Source organism: Neptuniibacter pectenicola (assembly GCF_001597735.1).
GTDB classification, from domain to species: Bacteria; Pseudomonadota; Gammaproteobacteria; order Pseudomonadales; family Balneatricaceae; genus Neptuniibacter; species Neptuniibacter pectenicola.
Map to the genome: position 1 here is coordinate 24,667 of NZ_LUTS01000005.1, position 17,048 is coordinate 41,714.

The following is a 17,048-nucleotide window of genomic DNA, read 5'->3' on the forward strand; positions in this document are numbered from 1 at the left end:
TAGCCTAAAAATGAGATATCGGATTTAATCATGGATGACATATCGCTCTCTACAGCAATTTTTTCAATAGTTTGTAGCCTTATAGCAAGCTGGTTATTTCTGAAGTATCAGAAGATTAGTGAGTATCGAGTTAAGAAGAAGATTGCTGACTTAGACTTCGAAATTGAATTCTTAGATCGAATCGGTAATGGCTACAAGGAGCTAATCCGGGTCTCAGTAAAGGTAATTTGTTTTTCTTTAGGTTTGTGTGCCACAGCAGCTGTGGTACTTGTAGCTACTTACTTCTTAGGTCCCCTGGCCCCTTTCAAATCTGTAGCTGTAATTATTGCTCTCATCTGCTTGATATCTGCTGCAGGAATCTTCTTCGCTCACTTTAGATCGTTGGTTCAGCTTATTGATAAAGAGTCTGTTCAGAACAAAATGAGGACAAAAAAGGAAGCGTTAGAAAGTAAGCTCGAAAGTCGTTAATTGTTATTTGTATCTGTTCTTATGATATTTATCCCACAGATGGAGTCGCTTCAATATCAGATAGCTGCAGATTATAAGAGCAATACCGATATTGCCTAACCATAGCTTTTGATGGGTTTCGTAGGAAGCTATCATCATAATCCCTGTGCCTCCAACCAATAAGATTTGCAGTCCATTTAAGGCTCTTAGTGATAGAACTTTGACGTGATGATTGAAAGCTAACTTATCAGTGCTTTCATATTCTCTAACTAAGGGCTGTTCCTCTTTTATGGGCTTCTGTCGATACTTATTTAACTTAAGCTCGCTGTAAGCAATCCACAATGCTACCAAAGCAATTATTGTAGTAATTGACCATTGCCAGTTATCTTCAAACCACTCCATCGGCTACCCTCTCACAGTACAGTACTTTTGTTCTACACAAAGTGTTTAAATAGTATCAGAGCTAATAGGATTTTGGGATTTGGTTTCAAAATCTATGACATGAGAGATACTTTAGAGATGTCATGAATACTGCAACGGATATAAACTACAGCTGCTCCGGTTCTAGCTTTCATGAGATTCGACATACTTACTTATCCTAAAAAGCCCTGACAGCAATGTCGGGGCTTTTTTTATCGCTCGCTAACGGATAGATATAAACGCGCTCAGCTCCCAAAATATGCTGTAGGAGCTCAGCCCCTGAGCGAATGCCTGAGTAAATATCTGAGCAAGCCTCGGGCGAGATTTTTCTCTGCCATTGCTGTTTAGGCGGGCAGTCTATTTCCACATAAGCGCTTTCCCTGCGGATTTACAGCCTTACCTGTCCAAAATGATAATTGTATTGCCTGCCCGCTTAGGTTAAAAATAGTGATAAATCAGACAGGTGGATGTCTGGCATGGGGCGATATACTGAGCTGCTTTTAGCAGGTTCAATGGCTATCAACTATTAATACGCATGCTTGTTTTGTCACGGAAGAGTACGATTCAATTCTTTAGTTTCCCCTTCCTTTTCAAATCACACCACCTGTTTTTAACGGATAACGGTGCGGGTCGATACACAGACCCCCGTATATATAAATGTTAGATCCGTTGAGCCCTCATTTGCTCGAATAAACATACGCATTGGATAGGAAGTATAGGTATGCAATTCATCACGGACGGCCCTGATATACCGGATGAGCTTTTGCAAGCGCATGAGGATGGTCGCGTGGTGTTCTTTTGCGGAGCAGGGATTTCCTACCCTGCCGGTTTGCCGGGTTTCAAGGGCCTTGTAGAGCAAATTTACCGGTTGAATGGAACGGCACTTTCGGACATTGAACGAGGGGCCTTCGAGCGTGGGCAGTTCGATGCCACACTTGATCTGCTCGAACGGCGCCTGCCGGGCCAGCGTTTGGCCGTCCGTCGTGCTTTGGCAAATGCCTTGAAGCCAAAACTCCGCCGCAAGGAGGCAACCAATACACAGGCAGCGCTGTTGCATCTGGCGCGCAACCGTGAGGGAGCGTTGCGGCTGGTCACCACCAACTTTGATCGTATCTTTCACGTGGCGGCCAAACGCACGGACCAAGAGTTCCAAGAGTACGCAGCCCCTATGCTGCCCATCCCCAAAAACAGCCGTTGGAACGGGCTGGTTTATCTACACGGCCTGTTACCTGGAAAGGTGGACGACACGAGCCTGAACCGTCTGGTTGTCACTAGCGGTGATTTCGGCTTGGCCTACCTCACAGAGCGCTGGGCGGCACGCTTTGTAAGCGAGTTGTTCCGCAATTATGTGGTCTGCTTCGTGGGTTACAGCATCAACGATCCAGTGCTTCGCTACATGATGGATGCGCTGGCTGCCGACCGGATGCTTGGAGAAGTCACGCCGCAGGCTTGGGCACTGGGAGATTGCGAACCGGGGCAAGAGCACAGTAAGACCATCGAGTGGGAAGCCAAGGGTGTCACTCCTATACTCTACAACGTACCTGCTGGTAGCCATGACCACTCAGCGCTACACCAGACTTTGCATGCTTGGGCAGATACCTACCGCGACGGAGTGCAGGGCAAAGAGGCCATTGTCGTCAAACACGCCCTTGCTCGTCCACAGGACAGCACGCGGCAGGACGATTTCGTTGGCCGGATGCTGTGGGCCTTGTCAGATAAATCAGGTTTACCGGCAAAGCGCTTTGCGGACCTCAATCCTGTCCCTTCGCTGGACTGGCTGCTGGAGCCCTTCTCGCATGAACGTTTTGGGCACGGCGATCTAGCACGTTTTGGCGTGCCGCCACAAGATGATGTGGATGCCGAGCTGCGCTTCAGTCTGATTTGCCGACCCGCATCCTATGACCGTGCCCCATCCATGCTACTGGCCTCCGGGGACCTAACCAGCATCCAGTGGGATGATGTGATGTTCCATCTGGCCCGCTGGCTGGTACGCCACCTGGATGACCCGAGACTTATCATCTGGATTGCTGAGCGCGGTGGGCAAATGCATGACCGGTGGCAGTGGTTGATTGAGCACGAACTGGATCGCTTTGCTTCATTGGCGCGTCAAGGCAAAACCTCCGAGCTGGATGAAATTCGCTTGCATGCCCCCAAGGCGATCCCTGGCCCCTTGATGCATACCTTGTGGCGCCTATTGCTCAGCGGTCGGGTGAAATCCCCGTGGCACGACTCCGATCTGTATCGCTGGAATGATCGACTGAAACGGGAGGGACTGACTACGACATTGCGTCTGGAGTTACGCGAGCTGCTTGCCCCCAAGGTGGTTTTGAAGAAGCCGTTTCGCTGGAGCGACGACTCGAGCAGTACCGATGAGTCTACAAAAATCAAGCAGTTGGTGGACTGGGAATTGGTGCTGGCCACTGATCACGTGCATTCCGCGCTGCGCGACCTTGCCGATGAGCCATGGAAATCAGCTCTGCCGCAGCTGTTTGAAGACTTCCAGCAGCTGCTTCGTGACGCACTGGATCTTTTGTGCGAGTTGGGCGAGGACGACAACCGTAGCGACCGCTCGCATAGGGATCTGCCATCCATCACGCCGCACCGGCAGAACAGGGGGTTCCGAGACTGGGTAAGCCTGATAGAATTGCTGCGCGACGCGTGGTTGGAGGTTCATAGCAATGACAGCGCGCGTGCCACGCGCATGGCTCAGGCTTGGTTTGAATTGCCGTATCCCGCCTTTAAACGTCTGGCGCTATTTGCCGCTAGCCACGACCACTGCATTCCGACAGAACAGTGGGTGGATTGGTTGCTGGCGGAAAACGCATCGTGGCTGTGGTCCACAGATACAGGGCGGGAGGTGTTCAGGCTGATCGTTCTGCAGGGACGGCATTTGGCAGGGGCTGCACAGGAACGTCTGGAAACAGCCATATTGGCAGGCCCGCCGCGCGCGATGTACCGAGACGATTTGGAGGAGGATCGGTGGCAAGGCTTGGTGGCTCGCTCCGTCTGGCTCCGCTTGGCCAAATTGAACACATCAGGCCTCGTGTTGGGGGCGCCTGCAGCGGCACGCTTGGCGAAAATATCCGCTACCTACTCGCAATGGCAGTTGGCGAACAATGAAAGTGACGAGTTCTCATGCTGGATGAGTGGCACGGGCGATCCGGATTACGAAGACAGCCGAGAAGTCGACATTGCACCCCGCAAGCGGCAGGACCTGGTGCAATGGCTCACAAAACCGGCGCAAGAACGGCGGCCCTTCTACGAAGACACGTGGCGTGAGGTTTGCCGTTCGCGCTTCTTTCACAGTTTGTCCGCATTGTGCGATCTAGCACAGGATGACGTGTGGCCCGCTTCCCGATGGCGCGAAGCTCTACAGACTTGGGCTGAAGAAGGAATAGTGCTGCGCTCTTGGCGATACGCCGCGCCGCTGGTACAGACCATGCCCGATGCAGTTCTTCAGGAGATTGCCCATGGTGTGACGTGGTGGATGGAAGCCGTTTCCAAGTCCATCAACGTCCACGAAAGCATCCTGCTGAATTTGTGCCAGCGCGTGCTGGCTCTGCCGATTGATCCGGGCACGGGAATGACGAGCAACGGAGCATCAATTGACCAACCTGTTACGGAGGCCATTAATCACCCGGTCGGGCATGTCACGCAGTCTTTAATCAACTTGTGGTTCAAGCAGAACCCGAATGACAACGATCTGCTTCCTGCTGAATTAAAGCCCATCTTCACCACTCTATGCGACGTGCAGATAGATCGATTCCGGCACAGTCGGGTGCTGATGAGTTCGCGGCTGATTGCATTTTTTCGTGTGGATCGCCCTTGGACCGAACAGCACCTACTGCCGCTGTTCAGCTGGAGTAACTCCGTTGAAGCCAAGGCCGCTTGGGAAGGATTCCTCTGGTCACCCCGTTTATACCAGCCATTGCTGACAGCCTTCAAGTCACAGTTTCTGGATAGTGCAAACCACTATGCCGATCTTGGCGAGCACCGCCAGCAATTCGCAACTTTCCTCACCTACGTGGCATTGGGTCCGACCGAGGGATACACTGTAGAGGAGTTTCGCGCAGCGATTGGTTCGCTTCCACAAGAAGGCCTAGAGGAATCCGCGCAGGCGCTCTCCCAGACGCTTGAAGGTGCAGCCGATCAGCGTGAAGACTACTGGAAAAACCGTGTCCAGCCGTTCTGGCAACAGATCTGGCCAAAGTCCCGCGACTTGGCGACCCCGCGAATCGCCGAGTCCTTGACCCGGTTGGTCATTGCTGCCCGAGGCGAGTTTCCGGCGGCCTTGGCTGCAGTGCAGGACTGGCTGCAACCCATTGAACACCCTCACTACGTCGTTCATCTACTTGCCGAATCTGGCCTGTGTAAACGATTCCCAACGGGGGCACAGTTGCTGTTGAATTCAGTGATTGGCGATCAACAGTGGGCGCCCCGGGAACTGGGGCAATGTTTGGACGACATCGTGCAGGCTGATATACAGCTTGGGCAAGATGCTCGATACCAGCGACTAAGTGAATACTTTCGAAGGCGCGGTGTGTGAAAGTGGCACCACGTGATCGGTAGGTCTAACAAGTGGCTGTTGTCGGACGCTCCTACGCTTGCGCTCCGATGCGCGGCAAAACCATGGCATTATATTCTATTATGAAAAAACTACTCGCTATCCTAATTCCCCTCTTCGCTGTTGTTGTATTGTTGGCGCAGGTTGATGATGACCTAAGTGAAGACGCTATTAGGCTGATTGATCGCCTTGATAGTGAGAGGACGAGTGAGTCATTTCTTTATCTCTATGGGATCTTTGCCAGTGAAGCGGATGGCCCGCTCAAGGTCGGTAGTCAGCTTTTAGAGGAGTATCGAAAATTAGATGTCGACGGGTCTTATGCGGTTACCGACTATCCCGATTCTAAAAAAATACCTTTACCAACGGGAGATGCGTTTTGTAACGCTTCGGAGCGTGGCTGTCTGGCGTCCCTTTTTTCATTACCATTTGATATTGAAAATCTAGTAAGCGAGCACCGTTTACTGGTTGCTCGATCCAATAGGTTCATTGAGTTTGATGAGTACACAACCCTTTCGAAGCCGACGATTCATGAGTTATTCCCGCCTTACCAATACATGGCTGCAGCCGAACGTATAAAGGTACTTGAAGCTATATCGGTTTATAACGCGGGGAACGCGACGGAGGCGATTGATGCGTTATCGCTTCAATTTTCCCAACTAAGACGAGCAATGGCATTGCAGGATAACTTGATTGGGAAGCTGGTGTTTCTTATGAAGCTATCAGAAATCATCGATGTTATGAGCATCATTCTGACGCATGATGAAGCTGCCGCTAAATGGATTCCTGCTTTAAGTCCATCGGAAAAGAGCTTCGCCATGATCGCCTCGCGAGAGTTCGGCATGTCTTACTACACGTTCAAAGGTTTAGATAAACATCCCGAGTTCTTTGAAAGTGGAGGTAAGGTTCCAGGATGGCTAACCCGATTTGTCTACAAGCCGAATATGACCATTAATGCGGTAGCGCCCACTTACCTAGAGCTAGAGCGGTTAGCCCTATTGTCGCCGGCTGAGTTTGCAAAACAAATCGACGTAAGTCATAGCAGCGCCCCTTCTACGTCGAAACTCAGAAATTATGTGGGCAGCATTTTGATTGCGGTTTCGTCTCCTCAATATGTTGAGTATGTTGCTAGGTTCCAAGATTTCGAGGCGAAGTTAGCGCTGTTTAACCAAGTGCACCACTTTAAGCTTACGCTTGATCGTATGGAAAACCCTTACTATGGAAACGAAACGCCTAAGGAAGCCGAAGGTAGTTTGTGTTTTAGCGGGCCGTTAGACGACAAAAAATCTCTACGGTGCCTCAAAGTAAACATATAACAAACGCCTCAATTAGGACGCTCGTAATAAATTGGGTCTGGTCTATTTATCCGTGGCGGGACGGCTTTGGATCGACAGCCGGTCTTCTAGGTCAATTTCATTCTATATGAACGTGGATTATTTCTCTCGCCCTCCTGCAGGGTGAATAATATCGATAGACCTTAAAAAACAGCCTTCGGGCTGTTTTTTGCGTTATAGGCGTAAACTTGGCCTGTCACGGGCACTATAAAGCCCTCTGCTGCTCTCTCTTCTTGGGTTATGCAATCAGTTGAGACCTTCTTTAAAACCCCTCAGAAGTGATTATATAAAGCCGAAATTCCGACTATTTTTAAAATAAAGTGATTAAATCAGCGCAAGGTGGAGAGGTGACGCCGCCGGTGTTACCTTGGTCAGTAAACGCTTTGTGGTAAGTTGTACTGCTGTTGTCGTACTGTCGTTGTGCTGTGGTTATGCTGTCGTACTCGCATCAATTAAAAAATATAGTGGGCATTGCCCTACTCGTCTTTGGCTGCACGTTACAGAAAGTGACTTCATTAAATGGGCGAGACTTTTATGAGTGAGTCTTTTATGGCTGAGCCTTTTATGAGTAGGTAGGTAACCCTTTGGCGATAAGAACGGTATATCTACGATTGTTTAAGCAAAACCCCTTACCTGTTTTTAATACATTCAACCGGCTAAATGTGCGGGGCTCGGTAAAAGTGCTAACGCTATTATGAGAATAATCTTAGCTATAGGAATCAGTCTGCTCGCTACCGTTGCCTTATATCTTTTATATTGGTTAGGCAGTGGGATCGCATCAGATCTAGGGCATCCCCAGCGAGGGGGTGTGAGCTGGGGTATTGGTGTGCTTGTAGCCACATGTTTTATGCTGCCGTCTGCGTTGATGGCGATGCTGCTTGTCAGTCAGTGGAGGTATTCGCGTGTTGTTGCCGTAGCCTTAAGCTTCCTTGTGTTTCTGTTGTTTAGCACACTGTTTATGGGTAATCAGTTTAGTGGTGGTTGGGCACACCCTTATCGTTATATCTACTTTCAGTGTTGTGCGTTGCTGGTGTTGAGTTCGTTAGTTGTTGTGCCGTTAATCTATAACGCGATTCGGCACGGTAAGGCTACAGGGTAAGTAGGGAAAGGTATTATCGAACATGTGATTAACATGAGCACATGTTTTGCAAACAAGAGATACGTATAGCTTTTCTACTAATATGAATTGTTTTTTGTTAGTTAGAGTCTATAAAAACTCTCATAGGATTACTTTTAGAGTGGTGGGTATAAGTAAGTGCCCTGCTTTTGGGGCTGGTTTTTTTGGGTTACGCGCTTTATTTATATTATGGCCGCCACTCTTAGCTCTGACCGAGTAGTTCCCACAATGTGGAAAAGCCGTAATTTACAGCCACCTAATCAGATAACTAACTGGTGTTATAGTAATTTTGCATTTTTCTTTTATATTTCTGACATAACGATACAGCTTACCCATTAAACAGATAACTTACGTCAGCTAGAGCTGGTGATCTGTTAATAGACACAGGAGAGCTATGTCATTATGTACCTAAAACTGTCTAAGGACTTAATCGTCACACTACAATCTGAGGCCTATGGCGAAGCCTCTTTTCGATCTGCTTACTATGTTTCGACCGGAGTAAAAAAGCGCAAAGCTAAAGCTCTTTGGCAGTTGGAAATACAAACAAAATCCCGGGTTCTTGACTATTTTGAATACAATCAATTACCCATACCCGACCTTAAGATGGCTGCAATTAAAGGGAGTTTTTTGGGGCTGATTTTCCCCATTTTCCCTTGGCGTTTGGTGATGAAAATTATACTCAAGGAAACCGAGATGTTTTTAGATGTCTTCCAACGTTTGGAAGCTCAAGCACCTAAACAAGATAAGCCTTTCTTCAAATACTTAGTTGATCATGAAATCGCCATAAGACGCTTTGCAGAGCTGGAACTGGAAAATAGCCCCGAACAAGCACTGCAGGCGGTCACTTGCCTGTTGAGTCATAACGAAGGTGATTCTGAGTAACATCGCCATAAAGTATCAGCATGGTCATCTACCTCCCTCTCATTTAGGGTGGTGGGAGGCCTCTTTTCGATATTTAGTACCGTTGTCTTCCCAAAACTAGTGAATTAATCTGGTACCCAAGATCTCTACACACGAGCGGTATTTGCTGTAAACATGTGCTTACTGAAAACCACGTTTAATGTATTGCTAGTCGTAGCTCTTATATTTGCCCACTCTATGGTGCAAGCGGGAAGCAACGCGGAAGACATCCGAGCTAAGGCAGAACACTTCCTGATAAAGGAAGTTGCATGGTTTCAGCAGGGAATCATACATGGCTCACAAACGGATATTCGTTTGCGTCAGGCCTCTCTTCCTTTAATCGAAGCGGTGGGTATCTGGGATAATCAGGGACGCTTGGTTTTTCCTGATCAGGAATCCGCGCCTCATATATATGATGTGACCATCACCCATAACCTAAGTAGGTTGCAAACACTCCGTCGTGCAGCTCAACCTACTGCGTGGGAAGCGTTTGATATCGAGGTGGATTCAACATTCTTTTGCTCTAATAGCCTGCCTTCAGTTTGTTTACTGATTAACTCTAAGGAGCTAGCAAAAGGGTTAAATGTTACCAAGCCTCAATTGGTTGAGGCACTGTTTCAACCCATTGAACCACTTGTTTTTTCGCTGGGTCATCTTTGGGTTCTAGTGGCTGGATTGTTGCTATTGCCGCTGGCTTACGTGAGATACTTTAAAACCTCAGAACCACTACAGAAGAAAAAAGATACCAGTTATATTTTTCTTTTGGGGGATATGGAGGTTGACTCTAAACGTATGAAAATTAGTCGCGATGGTTTCAGTGCAAGTATCGGCTCTAGGGACCTCAAGTTGCTGAGATGCTTCCATGACCATCCGGATGAAGTGATTAGTAAAGATCATCTATACAACGTTGGTTGGGGACGGGATTTTATTCCCAGCAGTCGCTCTCTTGAGCAGCATATAATGACTTTACGCAAGAAAATCGACCCGGGTCGTAACCGCTGTTTATTGATAGAAACGGTCCACGGGCAAGGGTATCGTTATCCCCTAAACTAGGCTTAACCTTATGATTTTAAAATCATTACACTTTTCTTTTAATTTTCTGACACCTTTTTCCTAAGTAACCTTTTAAATGATTCTGTACTTCAAGCTGTTCTGACAGTTTGTTTTCCAGAGCGACAGACAAAAGGTTATACAGGATGCTTTTCCGGATTACTGCTTTTTTACTATGGGTTTTACTCTACGGATTTTCAGGTCCATCTTTTGCTGCGGGTTCGGTTGAAAGCGCTGGCATTAAGGTGGTCAGTGTTATGGATAAGAGCAAATTAGAACCCCTCTTTCCTGACCCTTATTTCGTAGGGGATAAAGATACCGAACTGGAGCTATGGCCTCTTTTCAAACAGGAGGTCACAGGCCTGAATCTGGTCGGGTATATCTATGAGTCGATCAACTACTCCTCTATCCCCGGTTTTATGGGTATTCCCTATAACCTGCTCGTAGTGATGGATACCGAGGGTGGTTTTCTCGATGTACGGGTGCTATTTCACCGCGAGCCGATGTTTGTGGGTGGGGTTGGTGAAAAGCCCATGTTCGAATTTGTGGAACAGTACAAAGGCTTATCCCTGATGCATAATATCAAGTTCAATGATAATCAGGGCCAACGTAAACCCAGTGATGGCAAAAACACTTACCTAGATGGTATTTCCGGCGCGACTGCATCTATCCGTATTTTGAATCAAACGTTGTTGTCATCGGCATTAAAGGTTGCCCGTGCCAAACTGGGTTTTGGTGCAGGCAAAGACCCAGACCTGATCGCTAAAATTGATATGGAGCTATTCACCGATATGAACTGGCTCAGTCTAATAGAACAGGGTTTGATTAGGAAAGTCAGCATTACTAATAGCCAAGTGGAAGAACTTTTTACAGAGACTCGGGCTGCCGAGATTGACGAAATTGCCAAGCAGTACCCGAATGAACTGCTAACTGAGCTGTATGTGATGGATCTGGCTATTCCAACGGTTGGGCGTAATCTTCTGTCACCAACATCTTGGGAATTTCTACAGGATAATCTAGAAACCGGCGATCATGCGATACTGGTAGTCAGCACCGGTCGTTACTCTTTTGTGCATGATAAAACCTTGCGAGGTGGTATCTCGGACCGTATTCTGCTGCGCCAGGAAGGCCTACCTATCGAGATGCGTGATTTCGATTTTAGTGAGCGCGTAGATCTCTACAACCCTGAGTATACCGTCAAACTACCGGCTCGCCTGCAAAAGGCTGACTGGATGGTTTACCGGGTTATCGACACTTCAGGTATTGATATTGCCTTACCTCTGGATTTTGAGTTTTCGATCAGTCGGGGAGATGACATTGTTTACCTGCCCACAATCACCAAGAGTTTTAATTTTAGATATACCGTTCCAGAAGCCTATTATTTTGAACCCGACAGCGCGAATAAAACTTGGGTGTCAATCTGGCAAAAACGGCAATGGGATCTCACCATTCTTGCAGCGGGTTTGATAGTCTTATGCGTTGTATTACTGAGACCAAAATTCGTAATGGCGCAGCCTAAACATCTGCAAATATTTCGAACTTGCTACCTTGTTTTTACCCTGTTTTTTATAGGCTGGTATGCACAGGGGCAGCTTTCGATTGTAAATATCACGGGTACCATTCAATCTTTAATGGCAGGCGGAAATCTCAACTTCTTCCTTTATGACCCTATGACATTGGTCTTGTGGGCCTTCGTTATTCCAACTTTTTTTATCTGGGGAAGAGGTGCTTTCTGTGGCTGGTTATGCCCTTTTGGTGCTCTACAGGAACTTAGCGCCCGCATACTAGCCCGCTTGAATTTACAAACATTTGAGCCAAGCCCTAAACTGGATCGTATTCTTAAAAAACTAAAATACCTGCTGCTTTTCGCAATTCTTGTTGCGGCATTTATATCCCCGGTTTGGACAGATCGTTTAGTCGAAATTGAGCCCTTTAAAACCAGTATCACTCTTTATTTTACGCGTTACTGGCCCTTTGTCCTCTGGGCAGTATTCGCCGTTCTGGCCAGTACATTTATTTATAAAGGTTATTGCCGCTACCTCTGTCCATTAGGTGCAGTTATGGCGATTTTGGGTAAATTTCGATTGCTAAACTGGCTGCCGCGCCGGGATGAATGTGGCTCGCCTTGCCAGCTTTGTAAAAAAAGCTGCGCATATGAATCGATTAACAGAGATGGGAGTATTGATTATGATGAGTGTTTTCAATGTCTGGACTGTGTTGAAATTTATGAAAGCGATCAACGTTGTGTCCCTTTAATATTGGAAAAACGAAATGGTCGCAAGCTCAAAAAAGTAGGCTCAGAGGCGTTGATCGCTAGTAGTACGCTTTAGGGGGTAAACAGGAAAACCTTTCTACTGGTAGATGAGCCTTACAACGTCTAAGTTTTCTGATCTATCGTGCCCTCCCCTTTAAGGCTCGTTCTTTATGTTGTCGTCTGCGCTGCTGGTGTTGAGTTCGTTAGTCGTTGCTCCGTTAATCTATAACGCGATTCGGCATGCTATTAAAGCTAAGCCTAGGCTGTAAATGTCGGGCTAGAACGATGGGCGTTTTGACGGGTTACTTAAACGAAGCCCCGTTTTTGGCTTACGGTTGCTAGCTATAATGGCCAGATAGTAACGGCACGATCATTAGCAAACATTAACAAACCGGCAGGGTGTTTCACGTGAAACATTGTGTAATTTTCGCTGCTAAGTTTAGGTACATTTAGTTCTGCCTTTAAACATGTGGCTTTATATTAAATAGAGTTAATAGGTTGAATGAGCCAGGTAACTTCGCCTGTTGCCATGTTGGTTGTAGATTTTAGGCGTGTTGATGGAGCGCGCCGAATTGCTTATGCCTTTATGCTAAGGCTCTTGATATTGCACCGTGAATGATGTGTGCGTCATTCAGTGCGCGGTGGGCTTGATGATCTTTTCGCTTGCTTAGTTTATCAAGGGTGGTGACGTAGATACTCATTGTCTCGTTGTTCAAAAGCTCGTTAATATCTGCAACCCTAAAGTTGGGCGTTATATTTACAGCACTAAATAAACGTTTCAACCAAAAGCCATCCCAATCTTCATGATCGCTATAAACAACGTTTGTTCCTAAAAGCCGGTTAAGCTCTTTTGCAACAACGGCTATGGGTTTGCCTTGTTCGAATAGCGTCTTGCGTAAAATGCCATGCATAGCTTCTGCTTTAAGGCTCCAGTGGCACCAAGACTCCTCGGGAATGATAAGCGAGTGATAGGCCTTTTGGCCGTTGTAAAGGCCAACCTCAATAGGATAACTATTTGGACTGAGTCCACTTGCTTCGATATCTACTATCCATAAGTGAGTCATTACTTTACCCTTCTTTGTTTCTCATCATATGGATGAGTATCGCTCACAGCTGAATAAAGCCGCTTTTTTGCGAAGATCACGCCATAAATGAATTAGCATAACTTGTGGAGAAAAGTTATGTGCTAGCTCCAAACTACACCCTGAACGTAATGTGTAAGTAGTTTTGATGGCCTCGGATGGCTTTTATATTGTTTGTAAAAGCCATCCGAGAAAATCATAAGCCTAAGTCGCTTAGGCCTGGGTGGGTCTTTGGTCGGGGGCCTAGAGGCCAGCGAAACAAACGCTCTTCTTCTTTTATTGGTAGATCGTTAATACAAGCAAAGCGGTTAATCATTAGACCGTCTGCTTCAAATTCCCAATTCTCGTTGCCGTAAGAGCGGAACCAGTTACCGCTATCATCACGCCATTCATAAGCATATCGAACCGCAATACGATTACCAGTAAACGCCCAAAGCTCTTTAATCAGGCGATATTCATGTTCTCTAAGCCATTTGCCAGAGAGAAAATCTTCGGCCTCCTGACGGTTGGATACAAAGTGTGTACGGTTACGCCATTGAGTATTTTCTGAGTAAGCAAGCGCGACTTTGGCTGCGTCGCGTGAATTCCAGCCGTCTTCGGCCATGCGTATTTTTTCAATAGCTGTTTCTTTAGTGAAGGGAGGTAAAGGGGGTCTGGGCATGATGGGCTCCTTTTTAAAAATAAAGGGGGGGCGGTAATCCCCGTCCCCCTGATTAGAAAACGAGGTTACAGTGCCTCAACCGTTGGAAAATCAACTTTGGTGCCTAAAACTTCGTTCATGAAGTTTGTTAAGGTGTTCAGAGCAACGTGACCAACAATTTCAACGATCTCAGCATTAGAATATCCAGCATCGCGGACGGTTTGGAGGTCACCATCAGACACTTGACCACGGTTTTTAGTGATTTTTACGGCAAACTCTACTGCTGCTGCCGCTTTGGGGTCGCGCGATGAGCCGTTGCGGTTGGATTCGATTTCTTCAGGGCTTAGTTTAGCCACGTTAGTGCCAAGGTAGTTATGCGCAGCTAGGCAGTAGTCACAACTATTTACTTCAGCCACAGCTAATGCAATACGTTCGCGAGTTGATGTATCGAGGGAGCCGTTTCCAAGCGAACTATTAAGACTTAAATAGCCCTCTAGGGTTTGTGGGCTATTACTAATTAATCGAAACATATTTGGGACAACGCCTAGCAAATTATTGACTGCTTCAAGAGAGCTTTGTGATGCTTCTGGTGCGTCTTGGATAGTTGCGGGGGTCGGTATTCTAGACATGTTTTTCTCCTAGGCTCTGGATGAATTTGAAACGTTATTTAATTGCAAGACTTAATATACAATTGATCAAAACTAAAATAATTGAATAATATTAGAATTAACTATTACTTATTCTGAAATAATAAGGCTTGGTGTTTGGGTGATGTGTAATGGATAAGCTCGAAACAATGAGGGTGTTTGTAGAAGTGGCAGAATGTCAGAGCTTCGTCGGGGCTAGTCGAAAACTGGACTTGTCACCGCCTACAGTTACTCGGTCAATTGCACAACTAGAGCATACTTTGGGTGTGCGTTTGTTTAATCGAACTACTCGGAATATTCGGTTAACTGATGCTGGGGCGCGGTTCTTTACTGATGCCAAGAGAATTCTAGATGATCTCGCTCAGGCTGAGGCTGCCGCTTCAGGGAGCTATGCAACCCCTAAAGGTGCTCTGTCCGTAACCGCTCCTGTCTTATTTGGGCAAAAATATATAGCTCCTATTTTAACAGAGTACTTACGGAAAAATTCCGAAGTGGAAGTGCGGGCTGCATTTTATGATCGCGTTAGTAACATTCTCGATGAGGGCTTAGACGTAGCAATTAGGATAGGACATCTGAAAGATTCCAGCATGTTTGCAACTCAGGTGGGGAGTATTCAGAGGATTCTTTGTGCTTCACCCGAGTACCTTGAAAAAAATGGTACACCGGAAAGTCCTGCTGATCTTGCCAAGCATGAAATAATACTTGCGTCGACTGTTGAGTCATCGACAACGTGGCGGTTTGAATTATCTCAAAAAAAGCTTTCAGTAAAGGTATTTCCTCGTTTGTACTGCAGCCAAAACGGAACGGCTATTGAAGCAGCTAAGCAGGGTTTTGGTATTACACGGTTACTGTCTTATCAGGTGGGGGAAGAGCTTCAGGCTGGAACGTTACGGCGTATTTTATGTGATTACGAGATCGATTCGTTTCCAGTAAATATTATTCATTTAGAGGGGCGGCAGGCTAATATTAAAATTCGATCGTTTATTGATTTGGCGGTTGATCGATTGCGAGCTAACCCTTTTATCAACTAACAGTTAAATAGCTTGCTCGGTTTAGGTGCTTATTTCAAGGGTGGACTTAACACGGGCCTATAAGCCAAGAATAGGACGTTAGTTTAACTCTTATTCTAATCTCAGTGTGTAAATACAAGGCCCATAGGGAAATGACAACATTGGCCGTTGGTATAAATGAGACTCCCTTTCTGCAATTTTTGTTTCACGTGGAACAGGTAGGCCTAAACGTGAATAAAGGGAAAAGTTGCTATCCTCTTTGTCTGTTTGCTTTAAATTAAATGCTTTATTCATCACCTAAGTGCACATTAGGGTCTAGGTAATATGCCCCAGGGCCATTTACGGCGACGCTATCTTTTGGGTTAAAGAGTTTACATTCATCTACAGATAGGCAGCCGCAGCCGATACAGCTGCCCAAAATATCTCTTAAGCGGGTTAGTTGGTTGATTCGTTTGTTTAGATCTGTTCTCCACTGCTCTGCTAGATTATTCCAATCCTCTGCTGTGATGGTTTTATCATTTGATAATTGACTCATCGCTTGCTTAATTTCTTCTAACGGGATGCCGGTTTTCTGCGCTACCTTAATAACCGCAAGCTTTCTTAATACCCCTCGTTTGTAGCGTCTATGGTTGCCGTTATTTCTTTGTGAGCTGATAAGCCCCTTCGATTCATAAAAGTGGATAGTCGAGACGGGTAATCCACTCCTTGATGAGACTTCACCCACTGACAGTTCTTCTTGTGCCGCATATTTTTTGTTCATCATTTAATAAAAATCGCTTGACCTCAAGTAAGGTTGAGATTTTAGAATGCTCCGCATTGTATGGCAAGTAACCTGTTTTACGAGGCGGAATGAATGCATAAATTCCCTGAAGGTCGCAATCAAAGGAGTGCTGTAATAGGCGCTCAGTTTTTAAGTAATAGGAATGGTTTTATGCTATCGCCCGTTTATCTTGTTGCTAGTGCGCTGCTCGTTGAGGAAGCGAGCCCCTTAAGTTTTTATAACAAAAGCGTTATTCCTTTTTTTGCTGGATATGGTGCGGAGGTTTTGGTAGTGGGTCGTACGGAGCAACTGGTTGAGCATTTGGAGGGTGAATGGAAACCTGGCTCTGATTTTATTCTGTTCCGCTTCTCTTCTATGGATGCATTAGATAAGTGTCTAAACTCTGCGGAGTATCGTGCCTTAAAGTACCTACAAACAGAGATTGTTTCTAAACGCTTATTCTTATCCCTAATAGTCTAGACTGCTACAGGTTGGCGAGAAGCAGAACCGGATTTGATCTGTGGTGATAAGGCGTCCCCCCTCCCTTTTTGTTAACTGATAAGGCCATTTTTCTGAAGAGAGATATATATTTTTTTGGCTGTTTTTGCCAGTTTGTCGATCTCACCAAGGTTAGGCATTTTACCATCCTGTAAGTTCTTTCTTTATCGAGCAGCTCCATATCTAAATAATCTAAGAGCTTTTTGGCGCAGCCAGTACAAGGGCCGTTACACATTAAGGCAATCGGTGTGTCGAATGGAATGGCCTCTCTGATCTGCTTGATGAGCGTTTGCATCGCTTCCGTTGTGTCGGGTTTCATGGCTCCCAC

The 17,048-nt window shown here is 46.4% G+C and carries 15 protein-coding genes; 9 read left to right on the plus strand and 6 right to left on the minus strand.

What is annotated here, in order from left to right; genetic code table 11:
* The first annotated feature begins 30 nt into the window (after positions 1–30).
* A complete protein-coding gene (locus A3773_RS07940) occupies positions 31–468 on the plus strand; it encodes a hypothetical protein (protein WP_067984805.1) in 438 nt (145 codons plus the stop codon).
* Positions 469–471: 3 nt separating this feature from the next.
* Here the strand turns inward: A3773_RS07940 and A3773_RS07945 are convergent, their stop codons facing one another.
* Positions 472–849 carry a hypothetical protein gene (locus A3773_RS07945; RefSeq protein ID WP_067984807.1) on the minus strand — a complete coding sequence of 126 codons (378 nt, stop codon included), beginning with the start codon at positions 847–849 and terminating at the stop codon, positions 472–474.
* Positions 850–1,588: 739 nt separating this feature from the next.
* Here A3773_RS07945 and dsr1 point away from each other — a divergent pair.
* From dsr1 to A3773_RS07980, 6 genes are all read left to right on the plus strand, one after another.
* Entirely contained in the window at positions 1,589–5,413 is a 3,825-nt protein-coding gene (dsr1, locus tag A3773_RS07955) for an anti-phage defense-associated sirtuin Dsr1 (protein WP_067984811.1), read from the plus strand.
* A gap of 83 nt (positions 5,414–5,496) precedes the next feature.
* Entirely contained in the window at positions 5,497–6,744 is a 1,248-nt protein-coding gene (locus tag A3773_RS07960; RefSeq protein ID WP_156473471.1) for a hypothetical protein, read from the plus strand.
* A 712-nt stretch (positions 6,745–7,456) separates the two neighbouring features.
* Positions 7,457–7,861 carry a hypothetical protein gene (locus tag A3773_RS07965; protein WP_067984815.1) on the plus strand — a complete coding sequence of 135 codons (405 nt, stop codon included), beginning with the start codon at positions 7,457–7,459 and terminating at the stop codon, positions 7,859–7,861.
* Positions 7,862–8,281: 420 nt separating this feature from the next.
* Positions 8,282–8,761: a hypothetical protein gene (locus tag A3773_RS07970; RefSeq protein ID WP_067984817.1), complete on the plus strand. Its 480-nt coding sequence runs from the start codon at positions 8,282–8,284 to the stop codon at positions 8,759–8,761.
* A gap of 153 nt (positions 8,762–8,914) precedes the next feature.
* Positions 8,915–9,832 carry a winged helix-turn-helix domain-containing protein gene (locus A3773_RS07975; RefSeq protein ID WP_067984819.1) on the plus strand — a complete coding sequence of 306 codons (918 nt, stop codon included), beginning with the start codon at positions 8,915–8,917 and terminating at the stop codon, positions 9,830–9,832.
* Positions 9,833–10,086: 254 nt separating this feature from the next.
* Complete coding sequence (locus A3773_RS07980) at positions 10,087–12,159, plus strand: 4Fe-4S binding protein (protein ID WP_197462744.1); 2,073 nt, start codon at positions 10,087–10,089, stop codon at positions 12,157–12,159.
* A 508-nt stretch (positions 12,160–12,667) separates the two neighbouring features.
* Here the strand turns inward: A3773_RS07980 and A3773_RS07985 are convergent.
* From A3773_RS07985 to A3773_RS07995, 3 genes are all read right to left on the minus strand, one after another.
* Positions 12,668–13,147, minus strand: coding sequence for a 3'-5' exonuclease (locus A3773_RS07985; RefSeq protein ID WP_067984822.1), 480 nt, complete (start codon positions 13,145–13,147; stop codon positions 12,668–12,670).
* A 214-nt stretch (positions 13,148–13,361) separates the two neighbouring features.
* Positions 13,362–13,826: a nuclear transport factor 2 family protein gene (locus tag A3773_RS07990; protein ID WP_067984824.1), complete on the minus strand. Its 465-nt coding sequence runs from the start codon at positions 13,824–13,826 to the stop codon at positions 13,362–13,364.
* Between the two features lie 65 nt (positions 13,827–13,891).
* Positions 13,892–14,434 (minus strand): carboxymuconolactone decarboxylase family protein, encoded by a 543-nt coding sequence (locus A3773_RS07995; RefSeq protein ID WP_067984826.1) that lies wholly within the window; start codon positions 14,432–14,434, stop codon positions 13,892–13,894.
* Between the two features lie 149 nt (positions 14,435–14,583).
* Between A3773_RS07995 and A3773_RS08000 the strand changes: the two genes are divergently transcribed.
* Complete coding sequence (locus A3773_RS08000; RefSeq protein ID WP_067984828.1) at positions 14,584–15,483, plus strand: LysR family transcriptional regulator; 900 nt, start codon at positions 14,584–14,586, stop codon at positions 15,481–15,483.
* 265 nt (positions 15,484–15,748) lie between these two features.
* Here A3773_RS08000 and soxR read toward each other — a convergent pair whose 3' ends face one another.
* A complete protein-coding gene (soxR, locus tag A3773_RS08005) occupies positions 15,749–16,225 on the minus strand; it encodes a redox-sensitive transcriptional activator SoxR (RefSeq protein ID WP_156473472.1) in 477 nt (158 codons plus the stop codon).
* A 168-nt stretch (positions 16,226–16,393) separates the two neighbouring features.
* Here soxR and A3773_RS08010 point away from each other — a divergent pair, with 168 nt between their 5' ends.
* On the plus strand, positions 16,394–16,702 hold the full coding sequence (locus A3773_RS08010) for a DUF1330 domain-containing protein (RefSeq protein WP_067984830.1): 309 nt from the start codon (positions 16,394–16,396) through the stop codon (positions 16,700–16,702).
* A gap of 4 nt (positions 16,703–16,706) precedes the next feature.
* On the opposite strand, the gene A3773_RS08015 is transcribed toward A3773_RS08010, so the two are convergent.
* Positions 16,707–17,039: a hypothetical protein gene (locus tag A3773_RS08015; protein ID WP_231902169.1), complete on the minus strand. Its 333-nt coding sequence runs from the start codon at positions 17,037–17,039 to the stop codon at positions 16,707–16,709.
* Positions 17,040–17,048 lie beyond the last annotated feature (9 nt).